The organism is Candidatus Symbiopectobacterium sp. NZEC135 (genome assembly GCF_025962695.1).
Genome location: NZ_JAGFPF010000044.1, coordinates 1 through 24,343 on the forward strand (window position 1 = coordinate 1; position 24,343 = coordinate 24,343).

Here is a 24,343-nt window from a genome sequence, read left to right on the forward strand (position 1 = left end):
CACATAACGAAATGTTCGTTGCTCCATGTCAACATTTGCTAACTCAGGTAATCATTCACCGCGTAACTTTTCAGATTCCACCGACGCTAAAATACAGGTAAAGCCAATACACTATAGTGGCCATGTTTGAGTTAATATCTTGGAAAATAACTATAAAAGAGGGTCGTTATGGCATGTTATCAATGGCGTTCACTCGCCCTAATGGCGACACTGATTGCCGTATCCGTCAGTGCCTGTGTATCACCGACGCATTATGCTTGAGAGCCGGGTCCACGAAATGCCCGACGCCATTCGCTCGGGCTCAGGTTAAAACGGGCCTTGAAACGCTGTCGAAATGAAATCGGCGAAGCAAACCCCGCCATCTGCGCCACGGCCTCGACGCTATGATCGCTGCTTTCCAACAGCATCTGGCTGCGCTGCAATCGCTCTGCGGTAAGCCAGTCGCCCACCGTCATGCCGGTTGCCTTGATAAAGTGGCGGGTAAAAGTACGGCGACTCATGCTGACAACAGCCGCCAGCGCATCCAGAGAGTGCGGTTGATCGAGATGGCTGCGCAGATAATCCAGCAGCGCATTAATATGCGTGTCTCGCGTGGTTTGCGGCACCGGGCGTTCAATAAACTGAGCCTGTCCCCCCTCTCGATAAGGGGGCACCACCATGCGACGTGCCACCCGATTAGCCAATGCGCTGCCACAGTGACAACGGATAATATCCAGACAGCAATCAATCCCTGCCGCCGTTCCGGCAGAGGTGATCAGGCGATCGTCACGGGTATACAGCGCATTGCTGTCCAATTGCACATCGGGAAAACGACGGCTGAAATCGCGCTCAAACTCCCAATGGGTAGCCGCACGTCGTCCTGCTAATAATCCAGCATAGGCCAGCACGTAAGTGCCGAGGCACAGCCCCACCACTTCCGCACCGCGCTGCCAGGCGCGAACCAGCGCCGCCAGCAGTTCAGCCGCGGGTTTCTCATCAGGGTGATGCCAAAACGGAATAATAATGATATCGGCGGTTTCCAACAGCGCCAAACCATGCTCCACCTCAATCGAAATCCCGCTATCGGAGCGCACCTTTCCCGGCATTAGTGCACAAATCTGCATCTTAAACCGACCCGGCTCCGGCAATGCCTTGCCGAAGACCATGCTGGGTACAGAAAAATGAAACGGGCTGAATCCTTCAGTGGCAACAATGACAACGCGTAACGCGGACATAGGCTATTTCCTGTGGCATATCGGTTTGCGGGCTACGGGCCATTGTCGTCACCAACACCTTCAAAGCGCGAGCATTTCCCCATCGTCGGGAATCAACACACGTTGTTCAATGCGGTTTTCCCGACAGTATTCGCGCAGTTCGGCGCGGCTAAGCAGGCAATGGTTCACGGCCTCCATGTGTGAGGCCACGACAATACTCTGCGGCAGCAGATCAAGCGTTCGGCTGGCATCCTCTTTTCCCATAATAATCGGGCCAAACCCCTCTACGGTAGCGCACCCGATATTCAGCACGATCACCTCGGGTTGGTAACGCTCCAGACTGTCGACATAAGGGGGAGCCCATACAGTGTCGCCCGCAATATAAAGGCGCTTTTCTCCTGCGCTGTCAAACACCAGCCCGCAGGTTTCTCCCATACGCGCCGCCAGATCTGGGTTAGCATAGAGGGTATCGCTGCCATGCTGCCCGCCGGTTTTCCAAAGCCTGATACCCGCCAACGTATTCTCCTGTGCCAATACCTGCACCTGTGAGAACCCCTGCGAGCGAATCAATGCGGCATCCCGTTCATTTTGGGTATAAATCGGCATGTCCTTGGGGATATGACGCTGCGCGGCATCATCCCAATGGTCGGAATGGGTGTGCGTTACAATCACTGCATCCACATCCAACAGGGCTTCTAACGACAAGGGCAGCGACACCATCGGATTGCGTAGCCAGGAACGTGCGGTTCCGGCAAAACCTGCCCAGGCTTCTTTCTCCGCCAGCATAGGGTCGATCAGGAAAGAGGTTCCGGCATAGTCTACCTTCAGCGTGGCATTACGAATTTGCGTCAATTTCATGGAAAACTCCCGTGGATAACATCCATCAAGACAGTGTGGGCATCAATGGTTTGCAGTGTAAAGCGCACAAAGAAAACGCGTAAGTTGCCCGCAGGCCATAGATCGATGGAATTGGGACAATCCGAGTAACGCGGCGCGATGGCGTCATTTTTTCAATCCCTATAAAGGTGTATTTTTATGCCTGAACGCCAATTTTAATTAAAAATAGAATCGAGATTACTAATTTGATTCACGCTGAATGCGCACACACATCAATTATTCGCTGACAGTGACATGATAATTTAACCTTACCTTTCCACGGTGTATTCATAGACCCAATAATAAAGAAAAACGCAATGAGCGAAAAAATAAGAAAACGCTGGCAACGCCGCCCCGGCACCACGGGGGGAAAATTGCCATGGAATGACTGGCGCAACACGTTAACCTGGCGCAGAGCGACGCAAATACTGTTATTGGCCATCAATATCTATATCGGCGTGACGTTCTATTTCTGGGTGCGCTACTTTGAAACCGGCGGTGACAGCGTTTATCTGCCCAGACCCGGTGGTATCGAAGGGTGGTTACCCATTGCCGGACTAATGAATATCAAATACCTGTGGGAAATGGGACGTTTGCCACCGATTCATGTTGCCTCGATGCTGCTGCTTGTTGTCTTTATTATTACTAGCCTGCTAGTGAAAAAATCATTCTGTTCCTGGCTTTGCCCTATTGGGACATTTTCAGAATTGATTGCTGCCCTCGGCAAGAAAATATTCAAACGGCATTTCACGCTGCCAACCTGGCTGGATATTCCTCTGCGCGGTTTGAAATATCTGCTATTAGGTTTTTTCCTTTATATCGCGTTATCGATGCCAGCGCAGGGCATTTATATGTTTCTGATGTCTCCTTATGGTCTGATTGCCGATGTCAAAATGCTCGGTTTCTTCCGTAATATTGGCAACATTACACTGGGCGTTATTATTGGCTTCACCGTTATCAGTCTGTTCGTCCGGCATTTCTGGTGCCGCTATCTCTGTCCCTATGGCGCGCTGCTGGGCCTGTTTTCGCTGTTGTCACCGGTAAAAATTCGCCGTGACGCTAACAGCTGTATCGACTGCGGCAAGTGTGCCAAAGCGTGCCCCTCCCATATTCCCGTCGATAAGCTTATTCAGGTGAGAACCGCCGAATGTAATGCCTGCATGACCTGCGTCGAATCCTGTCCGGTAGCATCAACGTTAAGCTTATCGCTGTTGAATGCACCGCGCTCAGCGGCAAAAGTTGAAGACGCGCATCGCCCACTGTGGCAGCGGACGGCGCTCTCCGGCGCGATGATGACACTCCTGATTCTCAGCATTCTTTTTGCCACCGTTGGCTTCGCCATGTTGATCGGTGTCTGGGATAGCCCTATCCCCGAACAGATGTACTTCAAGCTTATTCCTGGTTCACAATCCATCGGTCACCCCTAACCGCCAAAGACCAATTCCCCCTTAACACAGGGGGAATTTCCCTTCATTAAGCATCGCGTAAATATTGTTTTACCTTCTGATTAATAAGGACAATTTTACGTAATAAAAGATGAACAAATATTAATGTTACGTCACTTGCGATGTTTGATAATAAGTCTCATTATTGCTTTCGTTATCATCATGGCCGCTCAAGAATTAGCCATGATTTCTTTGGCTGCGAATAAAGAGAATCTTCCCATGAGAAACATGAAAGCAAAATGTCGTTCTTTCCTGCGCGATGAGAGCGGTGTGACTGCCATTGAATACGGCATTCTGGCCGCTGCAATGGCAGCAGCCATTGGCGCTATTTTTGGCGGCGATGGCATCTTTGTAAAAGCACTGAATGAGAAATTCAGCGCCATCGCCGATCAGATCACCAGCGCAGGCACTAGCACCGGTGGCGGTGCGGCTTCCGGCGCGAAATAAGCACGAGATGGCGGTCAACGCACAGTGGCTGCAAACAGCACTGCTGCTCGGGTGTCTGGCGTGGTGTATCAGTACCGATCTGCTCGTGCGGCGCATCGCCAACCGGGCGGTATTGATTCTGCTGTTGGGCTGGTTGCTGTTTGGCATCACGGATGTGGTACGACTCGGCGGAGGCAACAACGCCGCGTTACAGGGAATGCTGTGGGCGCTTCCAGGTGCCGCAGTGGTGCTGGTGGTCGGGTTTATCCTGTTTCTCACCGGACGGTTAGGTGCTGGCGATGTCAAGCTGATGAGCGTGCTGTGCCTGTGGGTAGGCTCGGGCCATCAGATCGTTTTTGTGCTGGTGACCGCGCTGGCAGGGGGTGTTTTGGCGCTCACCCTGCCGCTGTTCAACACCGTTCCCACCGCCGTGGCACTGGGTATACAAGCAACTAATCGGCTGTTTAACAGCCGATTACCGCTACCTCCCACACTGCCTGCCGATCTTTCTCAGGGTATACCTTATGGCGTCGCCATTGCCTTTGGCGCGATGTATGTCCTTATTTTTCCTTTGTTTTAATTTCGGTTGTTCTACATTCGACCGTTTTACATTTGAACGTTTTAATCCGTCGCAACATGAAGACGCACACGCTAAAGCAGGCAAGCTGAATGAAAGTAAACGCTACCTATGTACTGGCAGGCGCTCTGGTACTGGCAGGACTCGTTGCGCTAATGGTTCGCAGCCATCTCGCCGCAACGCCCCCTGCACCGCCGTCGGTGGTAATTAAAGCCCCGGAACAAACCGCGATTCTGGTGGCGGCGAAAGATTTGCACCCCGGTGACTTTATTGACACGACCTCGCTGAGTTGGCAGGTGGTGGAGGGAACGGTTTCTCGCAATTTCAACTTTATCCGTGGCAAAGACAGCCAGTCACTGCTGCTGGGTGCTACGTTGCGTGAACCGGTTGCGCAAGGAGCGCCGCTGACCAGTAACGTATTGGTCAAGCCCGGCGAACCCGGCTTTGTCGCCGCCGTGCTGCGCAAAGGCATGCGAGCCATCTCCATTCCGACCAATGCGGTAGCCAGCAACTCAGGTCTGGTGGCCGCGGGCGATCGCGTTGACATCATTCTGAGTCTGCGACGCGATGAGCAGCCTGAACTGCCGCCAAGCCGCACACAGCCAGTCGTCAGGCCGCTATTAGCATCCCAGACGATTGCCCGCGATCTGCGAGTATTGGCGCTGAATAACCAAACCGACACCGATGTGCGTCCACGCCGCGATGTGGAAGAGGACAGCGCTCAGGACGCCAACGTGCGCAGCCGCACGCCCGCTACGACGAGCAGCACACGGACTCAAAGCTACCAAACGGTCACCGTTGAAGTGACCCCCGAACAGGCAGAAGTGCTGGCGGTTGCGAAAGAGGTGGGAATGTTGCACCTGGCGCTACGCAGTGCCACGCCGGATGCCCAAGATGAGAAACAGGGCCACTCTCGCGTCACCACCCTGTCGCAAAGCACCACGATTTATAACGGACTATCCAGCCATCAGGTGAAAGTGTATCACGGCGAGCAGAAGGGCGTGCTGGTGTTCCCCGCCCGCTGACGAACTGCATTCAGGCAGCCTGGCAATGCCGCACGGCGGGCTGTTGATGGAACCATAAAAGCCATAACGGAATTAACGTAAATGACGATGTTTTCGCTGTATTTGAAATCGCACCTTCGGGAAACATGCAAACGATTACTCACTGCAAGTCTGATCGGTACTGCGTTACCCATCGCCGTAGTGATGCCCACTGGCGCACTGGCTGCAGGGGTATCAGAAGTGGCGGAAACCAATGTGGTGCATCTGACGGTTCATCAAGGACGCCTGTTGCAACTCGATGGCTTGCCGGACAGCGTGCTGGTGGCAGACCCCAATATCGCCAGCTTCGAACTGCCTTCTCCGGGCAACCTGTTTGTCTACGCCAAAAGCGTCGGCACCACCACGCTCTACGCCATGGATGAAAACGGCACGGTGATCAACGCCATCCGTCTGGTGTCCGAGCACGATTTAAAAGCGCTGGGCGAGCGGATTAAACGCGAGTTTCCCGGCGCGGATATCCAGTTAGAAGCCTCCATCCCGAGCGGCGTGATTGTGCGTGGCAGCGTAGACACCCCGCAAGATGCAAAACGCGTCATCGACAGCGTGCAGGCATACATTAGCGCATCCGCCGGTGCACAAGGTGGCGGCGGCAGCGGTGGCGGCGCTGAAAAACTGCCGGGCAGCAGCGAATCCTCCGCCAAAGTGATTAACCAGCTCAAGATCAAAACGCCGTCACAAATCAACATTCAGGTGCGTGTGGTGGAAGTCTCGCGCAAATTGACCAGCGAACTGGGCTTTAACTGGGCAGCTTCACTGAGCACCGGCAGCGGCAACATCAACGCAGGCAGCGGAACGCGATTGGGGCTGTTTGACTCCGCCACCGGGCGCTTTAGCAACCCCACCGACGCCGGTTTCTTAAGCTTTGGCCGCTCACGCTTAAGCGGCTTGTTAACCGCGTTAAACCAGCAGGGCATGGCGACGGTGTTGGCTGAACCTAACCTGACCGCAATGTCCGGCGAAACAGCCGCCTTTGCCGCGGGTGGCGAAGTGCCTATCGTGCTTATCACCAACAACAGCGTCAGCATCGATTACAAATCTTACGGCGTGATCTTGCGTATGACGCCAACGCTGCTGTCCGCCAACCGCATCAGCCTGCACATTGCGCCGGAAGTGAGCGAATTGACGGACGTCGGCGCAGTAGACATTCCCGGCGGCTCGCGCGTACCGGCACTCAAAGTGCGTCGCACCGATACCACGGTAGAACTGGCCAGTGGGCAAAGCTTCGCACTGGCAGGTATGTTGCGCAGCGCCAACGGACAAACCGTGACCGGCGTACCGGGGTTAAGCAGTATTCCACTATTGGGGCGCGCCTTTGAAAACGAATCCACCAGCCATGAAGAAACCGAACTGGTGATCATCGCCACTGCCTACGTCGTTGAGCCGGTCAATGCCGGTGAACTGCAAACACCAGGGCAAGGGGTAAGAACGTTGGATGCCGTCACACCGAGCTTCGGCTCCGTCGGCTACCTCTACTAACCCTGGATGACAACGGTGAAAAACATGAATAACCACACGATAACCCGCACCTCGCACACGCTGTTCTCCATGACGCTCTGCGCCTGCGCGCTGTTATTGGCCGCGTGCGGCGACAGCAGCATCAATAAAATGCGTGCCGATCGTTTCGAACAACCGGCCCTCAAACCGATCGAAGTCCGCCCTACTTCGCTGGCGGTTACGCTGGCGGTGGCACCTAACGGGCGCGGCTTTACGCCCGAATCGCTCAAGCAGCTTAATGTCATGCTGAAAGATCAGGGGCGTCTCGCCAAACAAACCCTGACGCTTATCCCGCATTCAGTACGTGGCGAGCAAATGGCAGACCGCCTGGCCGTGGTGCTGAAAAATGCCGGGGCTGACGCGCGCAACGTGAAGCAATTACGCCGTTCGACAGCAAGCGGCCAAACCGGCGATCTGGAAGTGATTTCAGAAGCGCTGGCGGTGAAAACCACGCGCTGCGAAGTGAACAATCCCGACCAGTTGATGGTGAAACCTTTTGAAGGCATTGGCTACCTGGGATGCGCCACACAAAACAACCTGGCGAAGATGGTGGCTGAACCGCGCGATCTGATCCAGGCCAAGGCGCTGGACGCTGCTGATGGCGTCACCGCCGTGAATAGCATCGAACGCTATCACAAAGGTGAAGTGAAAGAGCTCATCGACATTAACTTTGACGAAGATTAAAGGCGAGGCATTCCATGAGCGACATTACCCTTACCGATGGCGAAGCGTTGGCACAACCGCTGGTCGCCTTCGTGCATGACGCCCGCGAGGCGGCAGACGTCAGCGATCTGCTCTCGCGCCTGAACCAGCAGGCCGTACCGGTACTGTGCGGCGGTATAGCTGGCGCACGCCAATGGTGCGAGCTGAATGTACCGCCGCGTATCCTGCTGGTGGATCTTGATGACACCCACTGGCCGCTGCCCGCACTGGAAGAGCTGCTGGGTGTGTGTGGCCCCACCACCCAGGTGGTGGCGGCAGGCAAAGCGCAGGATATCGGCCTGTACCGCGCACTGCTCCAGATTGGCGTGGTGGATTACCTGGTCAAACCCTTCACCCTCGACCTGCTGGCGACGACGCTCGCCAAGTGCGAAGGCCAACAGGCCGGGCCGGAATACGCCCGCATGGGCAGAACCATCGCCGTGGTCAGCGCCAGCGGCGGTTGCGGCGGCAGCACCGTAGCGATGGGGTTGAGCCGCTTGCTCTCCAGCGAACGCCATCTGCCCGTTGCGCTGGTGGATTACGACCGCCGTAATGGCGATCAGTTGTTGCTGCAAGGACAAACGGAAGACGGTGGGCTCGCGGCGGTGCTGGAAACGCAGGAACTGGATACCCGTTTGCTGCAACGCGCCCTGCTGCGCGTGGATACTCGCCTACATATGCTGGCGCAAAAGCCAACGCTGGGCGATCTGAGCCCGGTTGAGGTGGATAACGTGCTGAATCTCGGCGGCGTGCTGTGTCGCATGTTCAATCAGGTGATTTGGGATTTACCGAACAGCTACCCAACCGGCGCGCTGGAAGTCCTGTCCTATGCGGATCTGCGCATTATCGTGACCGAATTAACGCTGCAAGATGCGCGCAATGTGCGCCGAATCCTGCACGAGATCGGTGATGAAAGCGAAGGCCAGCGCCTGCTGCTGGTGCATAACCAGAGCCGCTTTGCCAACGCCGCCCCGCTCACCCGCGACCAGTTTGAACAGTTCACCGGGCGCAAGATTGACGTGGTGTTGCCGCATGCCGGTCACGCGCTGGCACACAGCCTGACGCTGGGCGCACTTAATCTGACCGCGGCCCCCGCCTTCTTGCAGGGCTTGCGCCAACTGGTCGATCTGGCCTGCGGCGTGCGCGCCAGACCGGTAGAAAAACGCTGGTTTACACGCTGGTTAAAACGCGCCTGATGCGGCGTTTTCGAAAAGGTAACTGACCATGTTGATTCGCAGAAGCCAGCAGCAAAAGCAGGACGCCAACAAAGGCGTACCGCAAGCGACACCGACTGCCACCGTCACAGAGCTGAAGACGCGCCCGGCGGCAGACACCCGCCCACAGACCAGCGCCAGCCCGGCGGTGGCACCTACCGCGACGCCGCGTCAAACGGACAATCGTACCAGTCAACGCCGTCTGATCCGCGCACAGCTTTACGATCAGATCGATGCGGGTAAAGCGGCCATGATGGGCCGCGACAAGCTGCTGGCTCAAATTGAAACCGTGATTCGCCGTATTTGCGACGAACAACGCCTCCAGCTTTCGCGTCAGGAAGAAGAAGCCATCGCCGCCGAAATGCTGGATGAAATGACCGGTATCGGACCGATTCAGCCGCTGCTGGCCGATGACACCGTCAACGATATTCTGGTTAACGGCGCACAGCAGGTGTTTATCGAGCGTTTCGGCAAACTGGAGCTGTCACCGATTACCTTTATCGATGAAGAGCACGTGTTCAACACCGCGCAGCGCATTGCCGCAGCGGTAGGGCGGCGTATCGATGAAGCCAGCCCAATGGTCGATGCGCGCTTGCCCGACGGCAGCCGCGTTAACGTGATCACCTACCCGCTGGCGATCGACGGTACCACCATTTCGATCCGTAAATTCATGCGACGTAACCTGTCGCTGGAAACGCTGGCGGAACGCCGCTGCATGTCCTACGCCATGGCGGATGTGCTGAATAAAGCGATGCAGGCCCGCGTAAACGTCATCGTGTCGGGCGGTACTGGTGCCGGTAAAACCACGTTGCTCAACGCGCTGTCGCAGAAGATCGGCAGCACCGATCGCATTATCACCATCGAAGATGCCGCTGAACTGCAATTGCAACAAGAGCACGTGGTGCGGTTGGAAACGCGCCCGGTCAGCGCCGAAGGCACCGGACGCGTCGATCAGCGCGATCTGATGCGTAACGCGCTGCGTATGCGCCCGGATCGCATCATTCTGGGTGAGGTGCGCGGCGGCGAGAGTTTCGACATGTTGCAGGCGATGAACACCGGCCATGACGGCTCGCTCTGTACCGTGCATGCCAACACCTCGCGCGATGCCATCCAACGTCTGGAAAACATGGTGATGATGGCCAACATGCAGTTGCCGCTGATGGCTATCCGCCGTCAAATCGCCAGCGCCGTGCATTTGATTGTGCAGATTGAACGTATGCGTGACGGCATGCGCCGCGTAGTGTCGATCACCGAAGTGTGTGGCATGGAAAATGAAGTGATCCAGCTTCAGGATCTGTTCAGCTTCCAGATCCAGGGCATGGATAGCCAAGGCATGCTCACCGGCGAATACGTGCAGCACATTCAGCGCCCGCAGTTCTACAGCGACAAAGCGCACCTATTCGATGCGCAGTGAAGATCGAAGGAGAGCCGATGAGTGATGCACGCCTGAATCTGATCACCCTGCTGATATTTTGCTGCGTCTTTGCGCTGGTACTGGTCATCGCCGCCTGGCAGAAAGCACGCCGGCTTCGTCAACAGCGCGAACAACGCTGGCAACAGGTGTTACAAGAGGTCAGCCCCGCCGCCGCCGAGATAACCTCCGACTCCATCCTGCGCGATGAAGTCACGACACCGTTTATGCGAGTGCCACTGCTGGGACGTGCGCTGGCGATCCTTTGGGCGCAGTTAGCGTTTATCGGCTGGAAAAAAAATCTGGCACAGCGTGCCTTAGCATTGGGCGCAATCAGCCTGCTGATTGGCATGATCATGGGACAACGAACCCTGCTGCCGTTGACATTAGGGTTAGTCTTTTCCCTGCTGCTGTTTGTCAGCACCGCCGTACTGCTGTTCCGCTCCACGCTGCAAAAGCACCTGAAAGCGCTGCGCGAAAGCCTGCCGGAAGCGATCGATGCCATTACCCGCAGTTGCCGCGCAGGCGTGCCCGTGGCGAATACCTTCGCCATCGTGGCAGAGCACCTGAGCGGCCCGCTAGCCAACGAATTCAAAACCATCGATCACTGGCTCAAGCTGGGCATTCCCTTACGTCAGGTGATTCAGACCTCTGCTACACGGGTGCCGATGGCGGAGTACCGCTTCTTCGTGGTGATCCTGATCATCAACCAGGAAGCCGGTGGCCGGTTGGGTGAGACGCTGGAGCGGCTCTCTGCCACGCTGCGCGACAGGCGCGAACTGCAACTGAAAGTGCAGTCGAAAACCTCAGAAGCGCGCGCATCAGCCAAGATTGTCGCTGCGCTGTTCCCCTGCTGTCTCGCCTATTTGTACATGAAGTCACCGGAAGATTTCAGCTTTTTGTTCTCCGACCCGGTGGGCACCTCGGTGCTGATTTACGCCCTGTGCAGCGTTTCGCTGGGGATGTTGGTGACCCATTTGATGGTCAAGCGGGTTGGATAAGAGAGAGCCGAAATGACGTTATTGAGCGACCCCTTACTGCTGCTGGCTCTGATACTGATCATCACCGGTATCCTGCTGGGCCGTGCACAACATCAAGCACGCCAGTACAAGCTGTTGGAAAACCGCCTGCGCGGGCACCTGCCTGAAGTGAGCCGCGAGACGGACTCACAAGACACTATCCTGCGCGGTCAGGGCACCACGCTATCCCCCTGGTTGGAAACACTGCTGCGTCCGCTCGCGGTACAGGGCGAACGGCTGGCTGGTTCAGAGCGCGATCGCCGCAACCTACGCCGCATGTTGGATCTGGCGGGTATACGCCGTCATGAAGCAGTGGGCTGGCTGGTGATGGGCAAATTTATCACTGGTGCGCTGATTGCCATGCTGCTGGTCTGGGGATGGCTACCCGCCGCCGATCGACTCGGTCTGACGGGCGTTGCCACTGGCCTTATCGGCTTTTTTGTCGGCACGCTGTTGCCCGAATGGTGGCTGCGTTGGCGTGCCACCAGCCGGGGCGAAAAGCTGGCGCGCGCGGTACCGGACGCGCTTGACCTCATGGTGGTCTGCGCCGAAGCGGGCTTGCCTATAGGGCGTGTGCTGCATGTGGTATCGAAAGAGCTGGGCCTTTCCTCACCGGAAATGGCGGATGAACTGCACTACACCGCCGCCGAATTACAGATCTTGTCCGATCGTACCTTGGCGATGATGCACCTGGCAGAGCGCACCCGCGTCAGCGAAATCGAAAGCATGGTCGCCACCCTGATTCAAGCGGAACGCTACGGCACCCCGCTCTCTCAGGCGCTGCGCACGATTGCCGACGAAAGCCGCAAGACACTGATTTTAGGGCTGGAAGAGAAAGCGGGCAAGCTGCCCGCCCAGCTCAGCGTGCCATTGATGACGCTGATCCTGCCACCGATTATCGCCATTATGGCCGCCCCCGCTTTGGTGCGTGTGGTGCGCCTGTTGTCACAATGAACCCCCGATGGAGTCCGTGAAGATGTTTGGTCAGATAACCTTGAGTAACAAAACGGCTTACCGCCGCCGCACCTTCTCATTGACCGTGTTGCTGCTCAGTATGGTGCTGGCCGGTTGTGGCAGTTCAATGGCGATCAAGGGAAACAAAGACGAAGGTCTGCGCCTGGCGCGTTTACTGCGCGATCAGGGGCGGGTCGAAGCCGCGACCGACGTCTATACCCGCTTGGACAGCCGCAACATGCTAAAAGGCCCAGAGATGCTGGAATACGCCAGCGTTGCCGCACTGGCGCGCTCCCCGCAGCAAACGCTGGAGCTGTACAGCCGGGCACGTCAGTCATTAGGCGGCGACACGGACAAGATGTCGCCCGAAGAAGCACTCGCCGTCTGCCTCGGCATGGGCCGCGCCCAGTTAGCGCTGGGGCGTAACACCATGGCGCAGAAAGATTTCACCTGTGCACTGAAAGCGCAACCAAACAACACGCTGGCGCTTAATGGCATGGGCGTGGTGATGGACAGCGCGGGACAGCACACACAGGCACGCCAGATATTTGAAAAAGCCTTGCAGGTAAACCCGGCAGATGTCTCCGCCCTCAACAATCTGGCGCTCTCCTGGCTTGCCAGCGGCAACCCGGACAAAGCCATTCCGTTGCTGCGCTCTCTGGATGACGGCAACACCACCGGCAAACTGAATCTGGCGCTGGCGTATCTCGCCAGCGACCGGGAAGAGGAGGCGCGCACGGCACTCGGTGCTATCGCCCAGCCACAGCGGATTGATTCGTTGATAGCCTCGCTGCGCCAGCGTTTACAACAGATGCAACAGGATAAAACCCGTGGTGAAACGCTGCTGGCCTCCAGCCGCCAACGCCTGCAACTGAGTAACCCAGAATAATGGCACGCCTGCGCGATACGTTCCGATATCACGCCGAGCGCTGGCGCACCGCGCACGGCGTGGTCGCGACCGAAGTGGCCTTTTTGGTTCCGGTTGCGATGGTCGGCGTGATGATGCTGTTTGAGCTGGCGCGTATCGGGCTGGTGATCGCGGTCGGCAGCGCGGCGCTGGATAAAGCGGTGCAGAGTTTCCGCCTCGATAATCTCAACGCGGCCAGCCCGGAGCAGATGAGCACGCGCTTGAAAACGCGCATGGTGGATTCGGCCTATGGCTACCTCAACGCCGACAACCTTACCGTCAATGTGCTGCATTTCGAAAACCTGAACCAGTTGGGGGGATTTACCGCCAGCGGTACGACATCAAACGAGGCGCAAAACGACGAAGAGAACACCACCACGCTACCGGTGTGGTCCGTTACCGTGCAGATTGAAAAGGCGTTTATCACGCCGCTGCCGGAAGTGTTAACGCTAGGCACCACCTTCCGCTACCAGTACAAGCACGTGTTTGGCACGGAGCTACGCAATGACTAAGACGCTGTTGCGCTACCTGAAACGCTTTCACCGCTCATGTCATGGGGTCGCCGCCGTGGAAACTGCACTGGCGTTTCCGATTGTTCTGGCGATTGGCTCGCTCTGTGCCGACATGTACAGCGTTGGTCTGGAGCGCTCTCGTATGGAGCAGCGCGCGGGTGCCATCGTCTCAATACTGGCGATGCAGCAGGATCTGACAGAAACCGGGTTGCAGGGGTTACTGGATACCGTACTGCCCACTCAGGGATTGGGGAGTTATCAGCTACTGATCAGTAACGTGCGTCAAACTGGCGATCTCTATTGGCAACTGAGTCGTGGCACGGCGAAAGGGCTATGCGTAGGCAGTGAGACTCAACCCAATACGCCCTATCTGCCAGACCTGCCCGAGCGCGATGCCAAAAAAGGCAACAAGAATACCTCCATGCTGGTGGTAGAGATTTGTCGTCAGGGCAAAGACGTCGCCCTGCTGGGCGGCATGTCATTAGGCGGCTTGTTGCACGCCACGGCAATCAATCGGGTTGCCATCGGCGTCGTGGATTTAGATGAAACCCTGAGCAAAGAAGCCGGGTTGGATAACGATAAAACATAACGACGCGTGACGGGCAAAAAGACCCACCATAACCACGCGCACCGACACAGAGCCATGTCGTATTTTTCCCGCTTATTCGGGCGGGATAGCTATGCACTAAATTTGGTCACTCAGGATAATGAAAGATGAAAAAAGCGATTAAAAACAGTGAACTGAAAAAAGACAGCCGTCGCGCGCGCCCTTTTTGGCGCGCCGCGCTGTCCGCTTTTATTCATCAGGAAACCGGCGCAGGCACGGCGTTCTACGTGCTCGGCACCATGGCACTGCTGGTCAGCGCTGCCTTCATTGTCGATACCTCAACGGCCACTGGCGATGCCACGCAGATCAAGCGCGCAACAGACGCCGCCGCGCTGGCTGTCGCGCATCAGGCCACGATCAACGGCGATGAGTATGACCCAGAACAGATTAAAGAACTGGCCTATCAATACGTCAAAAGCAACCTCGGGTTAAACAACGCCCTCGACAATAAACTCACTCGTGAAGACGTCACCGTCACGGAAGGGCGTAAAAACAACACGCGCAAACTTTACACCGTCGAAGCCAGCTTCAACACCCAGCCTAATCTGATGAATTTAGGCGCTCGAAAGCAGGCGGTGCACTCAACAGCAGAAGTGATCAACCGACCAACGGAAATCGCCTTCATGATGCCCGTCACCGGTGAAATGAGCGATGCCGATATCAGCGCACTGAAAAGCGTCAGCCGCAAATTTGTCGAACGCATGCTGAGCAGCGCCGATGGCAAGCGGGACAACCTATGGCTCTCGCTGGTGCCTTACAGTCAGTCAGTAAACGTGTATGACGCAGAAGATACCAACCGCATTCGCCGCTGGGCAACACCTACCGCGCTCAACCCGATAGAGCTCACCACGCTGTTTCGCACGGGCTATCGCGGTTTAGACGATCGCCGGATCCCCGACAGGCGCGCAAATTTGCTGTGCATGTACCGTGGTCTGGGCGCAGAAGAAAACTTCTTTTGGGATGAGCCGCCGGTGGCGCAGTTTGGCGTCTATTACCGTCACGATCTGCCGCAGAACGGTAGCCCCGGCGCAGCACCGATCTCCTGGGTCGGGCCCAACCCTGATTTCGGCCAGGCCAGCGGTGCTAACGATACGCGCTGGATGGTTGCCGATCGCGGCTGCCCCAACGCCGCACTGCTGCCGCTCACTAACGAACAAACCAAACTGGAGCAGCGTATCGCTCAGTTTACCCCGCGTTTCAATGTTAACTATGCCATTGCCATGGGCTGGGCTGCCGCCGCGCTGTCACCCAATATGCGCGGTTCGGAAGGCTGGGGCGATGCCAAGCTGCCGCTCGATTTCAATCAGGACGGCAAGGGCGACGGACAAAAAGTGATTGTGATGATGGCAAACACTGTCGGCAACTGGTTCGACACCGACAGCTACAACTTTAAGCGCAACCAATTTTCCGGCAGCACCGGATCAGAAGTTTCACGCCAGTTTGCCCGCAAACGCTTTCGCGATCTGTGTGACAGCTTCCGCGTGCACAATCTCAAATTCTATTTTGTGGGTATTCGCCCCGGCGATCCGGAGGATTTCGGCCGCAACCTGTTTGACCAAGAAGCCACACCGGGCCTGCTTATTTGCACCGAAGGCGAGAAACGCATGAGCTTTGTGGATGGCGCAGGGTTCGGCGCAGAGGGCGTCGAAGATCAACTGATTCAACGACTGAATCGCATCGCCAGCCAGATCGAAACCGAAGGCGGCTACGTACGGTTGGTGGAGTAAGCACCGTATTTCGCAAGCCACACGCGATTTGTTTCTTTTATAAGGACACGACACCATGACATTTTCCCGTTCCAAAGCCGGTACTGCACCTGCGCGCCCACCCCGTCAGGCATGGGTGTTGGAACCGCGCATGATGTTCGACGCCGCTGCCATCGCCACCGCGGATGCCGTTGCGGCTCAGGTTATCGCGCCGACCGACAGCGCGCCGGGTGTGGATGCTACCTCGGCCCACAGTACAGTGACAATCAACGAGGGAGAGACAGGTTTTGCCGCCATGGACCTGTTCAGTAAGGTAACCGTGTCCACTGACACTGGAGCTGATAGCAGCGGCAAAGAATTAACCGAATTAGTGATCACAGTCGATCGCGCCGGTGCCAATCAAGTGCTGATGATAGATGGCAGTGAAATTGCCCTGAAACCCACCACCACCGGGAGCGATTCGACCCTCACTAACGGTTACAGTTATAAGGTCACCGTCAGCGGTGACACGACCACCATCACACTGAGTATTGCTTCGTCTGAGGCTTATCAACCCGCTGACGTTGCCACACTGATCGACGGCATTGCCTATAAACCGCTGGACAGCACCGTAGCAAGTGGTGATGTCACCGTTACGCTGAAAAGCCTGAGCGATCAAGATGCCACCGCTACGCTGGATATTCACGCCACCGTGACGATAGACAACAAAGTGAACGTTCCGCCAGAACTTTCCGGCAGCACGTTACAGGAAGCAGAAACCTTTAACGCAGGCACGCTGGCGAAAGCGACGGAAATCGCCTATTCCGCCGATGGCAGCCACGTGTATGCCGCTGGTTCCGACAACACCCTCACCGTTTTCTCGGTCGACAGCACCGGGCGCTTAACCCAACAACAAAGCCTGGTGGTTGACGATCTCGGCACGGTTAACCATCTGGTGGTCAGCGCCGATGGCAAGTCGGTTTATACCGTTGCGGGTAACGGTAACCTGATTCAGCTAAGCGTTAACGACGGCACGCTGACGTATGTCAGCACGACCAAGTTGCCAGCTGGCGGCTCAACCGGCGGGCTGGCGATTTCTGATGACGGCAAACAAATCTATGTGGATGCCAGCAGTAATTCGGGGCGCGCGGTGTATGTCTACAACCGCGCTGAAAATGGCGCATTAACGCAGGGGCAGGAACTGGAAGCGCACCGCAACGGCATGATTGCCACCTCCGGTGACTATGTCTATGTGATTCACAGCGGCGCCTCGTTCATCTCCCCCCACGAAATAAAGGTATATCTGCGTAATGCAACGACCGGCATCCTGACACAGGTCGACGACCTTATCCTCACCAAGAAGGGGCAGGATCCCGTCGACTACGCGCTGACCACCTCCAAAGATGGCAAGTTGCTGTACGTCGGCGACCCAACCAGCGCCAATATCGTTATTTACCAACTGGGCACGGACAACAAGCTGACGCTGATCAACACCGTCACCAGCGACAAAATTGGCAGCCTGACGCTGAGCAGCGACGGCACCCAGCTTTACGCCGCGACGACGACGGGCACCGTGAATGTTTACGCCGTGGGCGATAACGGCAGCTTGACGCTCACGGGCAGCAGCACCGGCACCACCAACGGCGGTGACATCGCCATCTCTGCCGATGGTAACTCCATTCTGATTTCTGGCAACGGCATCAGCCGTTATTCGCCGATCCAAACGCTGTTGCGTGGCGGCGAGATTACGCTGGCACACGGCCTGACGCTGTCTGATGCCAACAATGATCGTCTGGCAGACGGCAACGGGGATTATAACGGCACCACGCTGACACTTTCTCGCGCCACCGACCCACAAGCCGATGACCAGTTCGGCTTTGCGCAAGGCAGTGGTCTACAACTGATCGACGGGAAAGTGATGAGAGGCGATACCGCTATCGCCACCTTCAGCCAAAGCGCTGGCACCCTCACCCTCACCTTCCTGGCGGGGGCCAGTAAAGCCGACGCCAATGCGGTATTGCACCAGGTAACCTACAGCAATACCGGTGCCGACACCAATGGCACGCTGGTGAAACTGGCCTTGCGCGCCAATGACGGCAAGGCAGACAGCCAAACGGTCACATTGGATGTGCTGATCACCAACAATACCGCCCCAACGCTCGATGCCACCACCATTGGCAACAAGACCTATGATACCCACGGCACGGTGGTCAATCCGTTTAGCAATACCACGATCAGCGTCGGTGAGGTCGGCCAGTCGATTATCGAGCTGACGTTGACCATTGAAGGTGTCGATAACGCCGCGAATGAATTCATTATTATCGCAGGCACACGCGTCGATTTAGCGAGCGACAGCAGCGGTCAGGCTGGCGATTACCATTACACCTACAGCAGCAGCTACGGCACTGGTACGCTGGTGATTAGCCATGAAGCGGGCGTAACCGCTGCTGCGGCACAAACATTGGTCAACGGTATTGCCTACGTGAACGATACCGAACAGGCTACCACAGGCACGCGCACCATCACGCTGACCAGCCTGCGCGATAACGGCGGCACCGAAGGTGAGGGCAACGACACGAGCGATCTGGCGATCAGCGCCACCATCGCGTTGGCGATAAACAATGCGCCCGGTTGGCAAAACACCATCACCAACCCCGATGCCACGCTCTATTACAACAATGGCACCCTGAGCGGATACGGTGAATACGTCACGGCGATCGCCGTGTCAGCGGACGGTAAAACGCTGCTGGTCAGCGGCAGCGACGGAGCTAACGCAAGTGGAAACAGCACGCTGCGCATCTACAGCCGTGACAGCACGACCGGTGAGTTAACCCTGGTGCAAACCTTTATTCAGGGTGAGAGCGACAACCCGGATACCGCAGCGATTGAAGCCAACGGCCTCAGTGGTATCACCACGATGACGATGCATGGCAACGATCTGTACATCGCTGGACACAGCGGCGATGCGACAACGTACTCACTGGTGCGTTTCACCTACGATGCCACCACGGGCCAATACACTTACGCAGGTATCGTCGCCACTCAAGGCGTCAACGGTGCGACAGGGCTGGATGCGCAGATCACCGAAATCGTGATTTCAGCGGATGGTAAATCGCTCTACACCATCAACGGCACCTCCAGTATTGATGGATCAACCGGCAAATCGGCGCTGAGTCAATTTTCTCGCGATCCAAACACCGGGTCACTCACTTACCTTACCGCTTATCAGGGAGGGACTAACGAACTCGGCATGAACGCCCCCAGTGGCATGGTGATATCTGGTGATGGGAAATCGGTTTATGTTGCTAACCGTAGCGGCAGCATGCTGACACTCTTTTCGCGTAACACAGAAACCGGGGAGCTGACTTACAAAGGGCTCATTAATAATGCCAGCATTATTGCAGATCCTGATAGCGGTGAAAGACCCAGCGGTAGCAGCTATTTGTCCGAACTTCAGGACATCGTCATTTCACCCGATGGCGCCTTTGTCTATGTTGGCTCAGGGCAGCAAGCCACCGTCTCCATTTTCAGCCGTGATGCCAGTGACGGCAGCTTGACCTACGTCAGCACCGTTTCGCTCTATGCCAATGTTTCGGCGCTTAATATCCGAGAGATGGCGCTATCCAGTGATGGTTCCGCACTTTATGTCGGTTTTAATGGCAGCGTATTGGCAGTGCTAAGCCGTGACAGCGCCACAGGGTTATTGACCTATGTTGGCAAGCAGGATGTAGGAGTGCGTACCAACCATATTGCTGTCACACCCGATGGACTCAACATCTATAGCGGGCGCAGCCAGTTTACCGCCGGATTGACTATTCTCTCAGCCCTGCCTCACGCCGCCTACACCACCAACGGCGCAGCAACCTTCGCAGAAGGGCTAAACTTCGCAGATGTCGATGCGGATCAAAAAGCGGACTACAAGGGCACCACGCTGACCGTAAATCGCGCCAACGGTGCTTCGGCAGACGATCAATTCGGCTTTAAAAATGGTTCCGGGTTGCGTCTGGAAGATGGCAACGTCATGAAAGGCAAGGCCACCATTGCCACCTTCACGACGAAAGATGGCGTGCTGACCATCACCTTTAGCCGCGATGTGGATAAAGCCACTGCCAATCAGGTATTGCAGCAGGTCACTTACCTTAATAGCAACGCAGAAGCGCCCGCACGGGTTGATCTGACGATCACGGTGCGCGATAGCGGCGGGAAATCCGCCAACGCCAGCGTAGCGCTGCTGCTGGCTGAAACGCCGGTTGCCCCTACGCTTAGCGCCGAAGGCAAGCAAGCCAGCGCCACCATTACCTCCAGCGGCCTACCCGACACGGTGGACCTGTTCGATAACGTGGATACACGACTCGGCAACGCAGGGGCGACGCTCTCCGCATTGACCCTCACGGTAAACCGCGCCAGCGCCAATAACGCGCTGGTGATTGATGGCACCACTATCCCGTTAGCCGCCACCGAAGGCATGACAACACAGGGTCATTCGTATCAGGTGACCGTTAAGGATGGCATCACCACCGTTACCCTCAAGCTCAATAACAGCGACAACACGCCAAACGACGTGAATGCCCTGATCGACACTATCCACTATAAGGTGCTGAGCAGCGACGTAGCGCAAGGTGCCATTACCGTCACGCTGACACAACTGGTCGATGCGGCTGATAACACCACCACGCTCGACATCCACAGCACGGTCACCGTGGCGGACACGCGTTTGACGCCGCACCTTGGTGCCGAAGCGGGTGCACTTGATTATGGCAGCCTGTTTGATGCACTGGATGAGAACGACAAATCCCTGCTGACCGGCATTCAAGGCATCACGGTAGTGGGAGATAAAATCTACCTGATTCGCACACACAGCGATTGGGTTTATGACGAAACAACAAGCACCGGACAAGACGTTGAATCCAACGCGCTATATCTGGTGGAGCGTGATACCGACGGCAAGCTGTACATGACCAAAAGCGCTGAGATCACCGGTTTAACCGGTGCGGCGCAAGCACGAGTGTCCAGCGATGGAAACAGTGTCTATGTGATAGGGGCCGACAATATTGCCCTGTTCGATGCCAACGATCTGCACGCAATCGGCACCGTTGGCAGCGATCTTGGCATGGTGCGCGATGTGTTAGCCAATGGCGACAAGGTTTACATCACCAGCGGCGACAGCCTGCTGGTCTTCACCCGCAGCGGGGATACCTTAGCACTTAGCGCTACGCTCAACGATGCGGAAGACGATGGCATACAGCTCGACGGAGCCAATGCCTTAACCCTGTCACCGGATGGCAAAACGCTGTTTGTCGCGACGTCCGGCGGCGATACGGTGGTAAGCCGATTCAGCGTGGGCGATGACGGCACGTTGACCTATCAACAAGCTATCGCCGGTTCGACGGCCAGTGAAGAGGGTTACTACGCTTCCGCTATTACGGTTTCACCCGATGGCAAATCGCTGTATGTGGTGGATAACAATACGTCGTTGCATATCTTTACGGTAGCGCAAGACGGCACGCTCTCGGCAACCTCAACCCTGGCAATCAGCTCAGGCGAAGGCGACGATGGAAAGGCGACCAGCGTCAAGCAGGTGCTGGTTTCCCCCGATGGCAACTCGGTGGTGATTACCGGTGAATTGGGCCGCAGCGAGCATTACAATACGTATAGCATCATTCTCTACGCTCGCGCGGCTGACGGCAGCCTGACACAGCACCAGGCGGTAGAGGGCTTTGGCGATTTGGCGGATTATCAAGGGACGGTATTGAGCGAGGTGCGCTATGCCAGCTTCAGCGCTGATGGCAAACAACTGTACCTTACGGGTACCCTGAACATCCAGAACAGTACGAGCGGCATTACGCCAGAAGGGATCGTTATCCTCGATCTCATCCCTGCTACTGAAACCTTTACCGAAAGAGGCGATCCCGTCGCCCTGATCCCCGGCGGCACCTTGTCTGCCCCCGTTAACGATCAAAGCAGCTATCAAGGCGCGACGCTGGTGATTGAACGCACCGGCGGCACACAGGCCGGTGACCAGTTTGGGCTTTCCGAGAACAGCGGTCTGAGCCTCAAAGACGATGGCAAAATCTGGTCAGGTGATAAGGCTATTGCGGATGTCACGACCACCGCCAGCGGCACGCTGACCATCACCTTCCTCGCAGGCGTGACGCAGGCTGAAGCACAGCTGGTATTACGTGCCATTGTTTACCAATCCACCAGCAGCGACCCGACGTCTACCGGTACGCAAGCCACGTTCAACATTCGCTTTAATGACGGTCAGGATCACACGGCAGACTTTACCACCACGGTAAGCCTTGTCGGCCTGAATGATGCGGCGGTGGTGAGCACGGAACCGGTGAACGCCACTTACGTACCGGGCAGCGATGCGATCGCACTGTTCAAGAATACGGTCATCGACACCATTGAAGCGGGTCAAAAAATCCATCGGGTTGAGATTTCCGTTTCCCCCGCCAGTGTCGGTGATGTGCTGCATGTCGCGGGTGGGGAAATCTTGATCGACAAAACCATCGACTACCAGGCTTTTGTGGGTGAAAGCGGAATGGAATACCGCGTCAGTGTCAGCAACGGCGTTGCCACCGTGACGCTGTATGTTGCGCGTGATGGGGCCAGCACGGCACAGTTGATTGACAGCATCACCTACAGCCACAGCAACGCAGAGGCAACCGGTAATCGCACGATAGGTTTGACCCTCTATGAGGATGTGGATTGGAAACATCCAGAACCGCAAAATGCCAAAGCAGAATTTAGCGAAAAGACGGTCATTATCTTTCAGGGCAGCGACGTTCCTGAAAACATCCCTCCCGTGTATAACGACGGCACCGGACTGAATCTGGGCACACTGCAAGCGGGCAGCGCGTATCACTACACCTTGCCGGAAAACCTGTTTACCGATGCCGATAACGACACGCTGACCTGGCGTGTCAGCGGCTTGCCGGCAGGGTTAAGCTTTGATGCGCAAACCCGCACGATTTCAGGTACACCTACGGCGTCCGGTGAGTTTGCCTTGACCCTCACCGTCAGCGATGGAAAAGCGCAAGCCACCCATACGGTCGAGATAACGGTCGCGCAAGCCCCCGATGTCGAACCGGACAACAGTGCACCGGTGTACAACGACCAAGCCGGGTTGAATCTGGGGGCACTGCAAGCGGGCAGCGCGTATCACTACACCCTGCCGGAAAACCTGTTTACCGATGCCGATAACGACACACTGACCTGGCGTGTTAGCGGCTTGCCAAACGGGCTGAGTTTTGATGTCGCAAGCCGCACGATTTCGGGTACGCCCACCACATCAGGCTCATTTACCGTGGTGCTCACCGCCAGCGATGGCAAAGCGCAAGCCACGCACTCGCTCAACGTAACCGTTGCGCAAGCCCCTGTGGAGCCGCAGCCGGAAACGCCAGACAGCACAACACCGGCCCCGGTGATCCTGACGACATCATCAGCAAGCGTCTCTGATGCGTTGAAGGAACGGGAACAGGAACAGCCCTTAAGTGCGATCATCGCGGCACTTTCCCAAACGCCTTCACCGGCGACGGCACACGCGAGTTTATCGGCAGAATTCGCGGTAGCGCCGTCTCACACGGCGGCAGAACGTACCGCTGCGCCATGGGTGCTCGACCCCATGATGCAAACGCTACTGCCGCCGCTGGAAACGGTGAATTTTGCCGCGCGCGGCCACGCAGTTCAGCGTGACGGCGCGCCGGGACAGGTGACGGAGTCATCGCTGTTCCAGCGCGTACCCGGTCAAACCACCTCATTGGAATCAGCCTACAGCAGCCTACAGGGTTCGTTGCAGCGCGACAGCGCTGGCGCGCTGGTGTTCACCCTGCCGTCACGCCTGTTCAGTGCGCGTGATAGCGGCGTAGCGCTGTCGTTGCAGCTCGCCAACGGTCGCCCCCTGCCTGCCTGGGTTCAGTTTGATGCCCGCAACGGTCAACTACGCATTACCGATCCTGACGCGGTGCAGGTAAACCAGATCCAGTTGGCGCTGACCGCGCAGGCGGTCGACGGCGCGCGGCGCACGATACCCGTCACGTTGCAAACCGGACACGAGGCATCGGCAAACCAGCCAACGGATCGCGGTGCTTCCACCACGTTGCCGCCGTTAGCGGACGACAGCGTGCAGGACAGCCGCATTGACATCGCATTGCCCACGGGAAAAACCGCGTTTAGCGAGCAGCTTAACGCACCGCGCGCCGAACAGGATGCTCTGCTGGCCGCACTGAGTGAATTGAGCCGTCTGCGCGCGTGA

17 protein-coding genes are annotated in these 24,343 nt (G+C 56.7%); 15 read left to right on the plus strand and 2 right to left on the minus strand.

Annotated features, from left to right (window positions below; genetic code table 11):
- Window positions 1-251: 251 nt before the first annotated feature.
- Together J5224_RS17855 and J5224_RS17860 are read right to left on the minus strand one after the other, a co-directional pair.
- Window positions 252-1,214 carry a GlxA family transcriptional regulator gene (locus J5224_RS17855; RefSeq protein WP_264626635.1) on the minus strand — a complete coding sequence of 321 codons (963 nt, stop codon included), beginning with the start codon at window positions 1,212-1,214 and terminating at the stop codon, window positions 252-254.
- 60 nt (window positions 1,215-1,274) lie between these two features.
- On the minus strand, window positions 1,275-2,051 hold the full coding sequence (locus J5224_RS17860) for an MBL fold metallo-hydrolase (protein ID WP_264626636.1): 777 nt from the start codon (window positions 2,049-2,051) through the stop codon (window positions 1,275-1,277).
- 335 nt (window positions 2,052-2,386) lie between these two features.
- Between J5224_RS17860 and J5224_RS17865 the strand changes: the two genes are divergently transcribed.
- The 15 genes from J5224_RS17865 (at window position 2,387) to J5224_RS17935 (ending at window position 24,343) form a co-directional block, all read left to right on the plus strand.
- Complete coding sequence (locus J5224_RS17865) at window positions 2,387-3,496, plus strand: 4Fe-4S binding protein (protein WP_264626637.1); 1,110 nt, start codon at window positions 2,387-2,389, stop codon at window positions 3,494-3,496.
- Between the two features lie 237 nt (window positions 3,497-3,733).
- Window positions 3,734-3,961, plus strand: coding sequence for a Flp family type IVb pilin (locus tag J5224_RS17870; protein ID WP_319802453.1), 228 nt, complete (start codon window positions 3,734-3,736; stop codon window positions 3,959-3,961).
- 7 nt (window positions 3,962-3,968) lie between these two features.
- Window positions 3,969-4,520 carry a prepilin peptidase gene (locus J5224_RS17875; RefSeq protein WP_264626639.1) on the plus strand — a complete coding sequence of 184 codons (552 nt, stop codon included), beginning with the start codon at window positions 3,969-3,971 and terminating at the stop codon, window positions 4,518-4,520.
- Window positions 4,521-4,609: 89 nt separating this feature from the next.
- A complete protein-coding gene (gene cpaB, locus J5224_RS17880; RefSeq protein WP_264626640.1) occupies window positions 4,610-5,542 on the plus strand; it encodes a Flp pilus assembly protein CpaB in 933 nt (310 codons plus the stop codon).
- 81 nt (window positions 5,543-5,623) lie between these two features.
- Window positions 5,624-7,057 (plus strand): type II and III secretion system protein family protein, encoded by a 1,434-nt coding sequence (locus J5224_RS17885; RefSeq protein WP_264626641.1) that lies wholly within the window; start codon window positions 5,624-5,626, stop codon window positions 7,055-7,057.
- 69 nt (window positions 7,058-7,126) lie between these two features.
- Window positions 7,127-7,759 carry a CpaD family pilus assembly lipoprotein gene (locus J5224_RS17890; protein WP_319802454.1) on the plus strand — a complete coding sequence of 211 codons (633 nt, stop codon included), beginning with the start codon at window positions 7,127-7,129 and terminating at the stop codon, window positions 7,757-7,759.
- Between the two features lie 14 nt (window positions 7,760-7,773).
- Window positions 7,774-8,973 carry a hypothetical protein gene (locus J5224_RS17895; RefSeq protein ID WP_264626643.1) on the plus strand — a complete coding sequence of 400 codons (1,200 nt, stop codon included), beginning with the start codon at window positions 7,774-7,776 and terminating at the stop codon, window positions 8,971-8,973.
- A 28-nt stretch (window positions 8,974-9,001) separates the two neighbouring features.
- Window positions 9,002-10,405: a CpaF family protein gene (locus J5224_RS17900; protein WP_264626644.1), complete on the plus strand. Its 1,404-nt coding sequence runs from the start codon at window positions 9,002-9,004 to the stop codon at window positions 10,403-10,405.
- A gap of 17 nt (window positions 10,406-10,422) precedes the next feature.
- Window positions 10,423-11,403, plus strand: coding sequence for a type II secretion system F family protein (locus J5224_RS17905; RefSeq protein ID WP_264626645.1), 981 nt, complete (start codon window positions 10,423-10,425; stop codon window positions 11,401-11,403).
- Window positions 11,404-11,415: 12 nt separating this feature from the next.
- Window positions 11,416-12,375 (plus strand): type II secretion system F family protein, encoded by a 960-nt coding sequence (locus J5224_RS17910; protein ID WP_264626646.1) that lies wholly within the window; start codon window positions 11,416-11,418, stop codon window positions 12,373-12,375.
- A gap of 100 nt (window positions 12,376-12,475) precedes the next feature.
- On the plus strand, window positions 12,476-13,264 hold the full coding sequence (locus tag J5224_RS17915; protein ID WP_264626657.1) for a tetratricopeptide repeat protein: 789 nt from the start codon (window positions 12,476-12,478) through the stop codon (window positions 13,262-13,264).
- Window positions 13,264-13,794 (plus strand): hypothetical protein, encoded by a 531-nt coding sequence (locus J5224_RS17920; RefSeq protein ID WP_264626647.1) that lies wholly within the window; start codon window positions 13,264-13,266, stop codon window positions 13,792-13,794. Before J5224_RS17915 ends, J5224_RS17920 begins: the two co-directional genes overlap by 1 nt.
- Window positions 13,787-14,383, plus strand: a complete 597-nt coding sequence (locus J5224_RS17925) for a TadE/TadG family type IV pilus assembly protein (protein WP_264626648.1) — start codon at window positions 13,787-13,789, stop codon at window positions 14,381-14,383. The genes J5224_RS17920 and J5224_RS17925 overlap by 8 nt, the downstream gene beginning before the upstream one ends.
- 125 nt (window positions 14,384-14,508) lie before the next feature.
- Window positions 14,509-16,128 carry a pilus assembly protein TadG-related protein gene (locus J5224_RS17930; RefSeq protein ID WP_264626649.1) on the plus strand — a complete coding sequence of 540 codons (1,620 nt, stop codon included), beginning with the start codon at window positions 14,509-14,511 and terminating at the stop codon, window positions 16,126-16,128.
- Window positions 16,129-16,183: 55 nt separating this feature from the next.
- A complete protein-coding gene (locus tag J5224_RS17935) occupies window positions 16,184-24,343 on the plus strand; it encodes a beta-propeller fold lactonase family protein (protein ID WP_264626650.1) in 8,160 nt (2,719 codons plus the stop codon).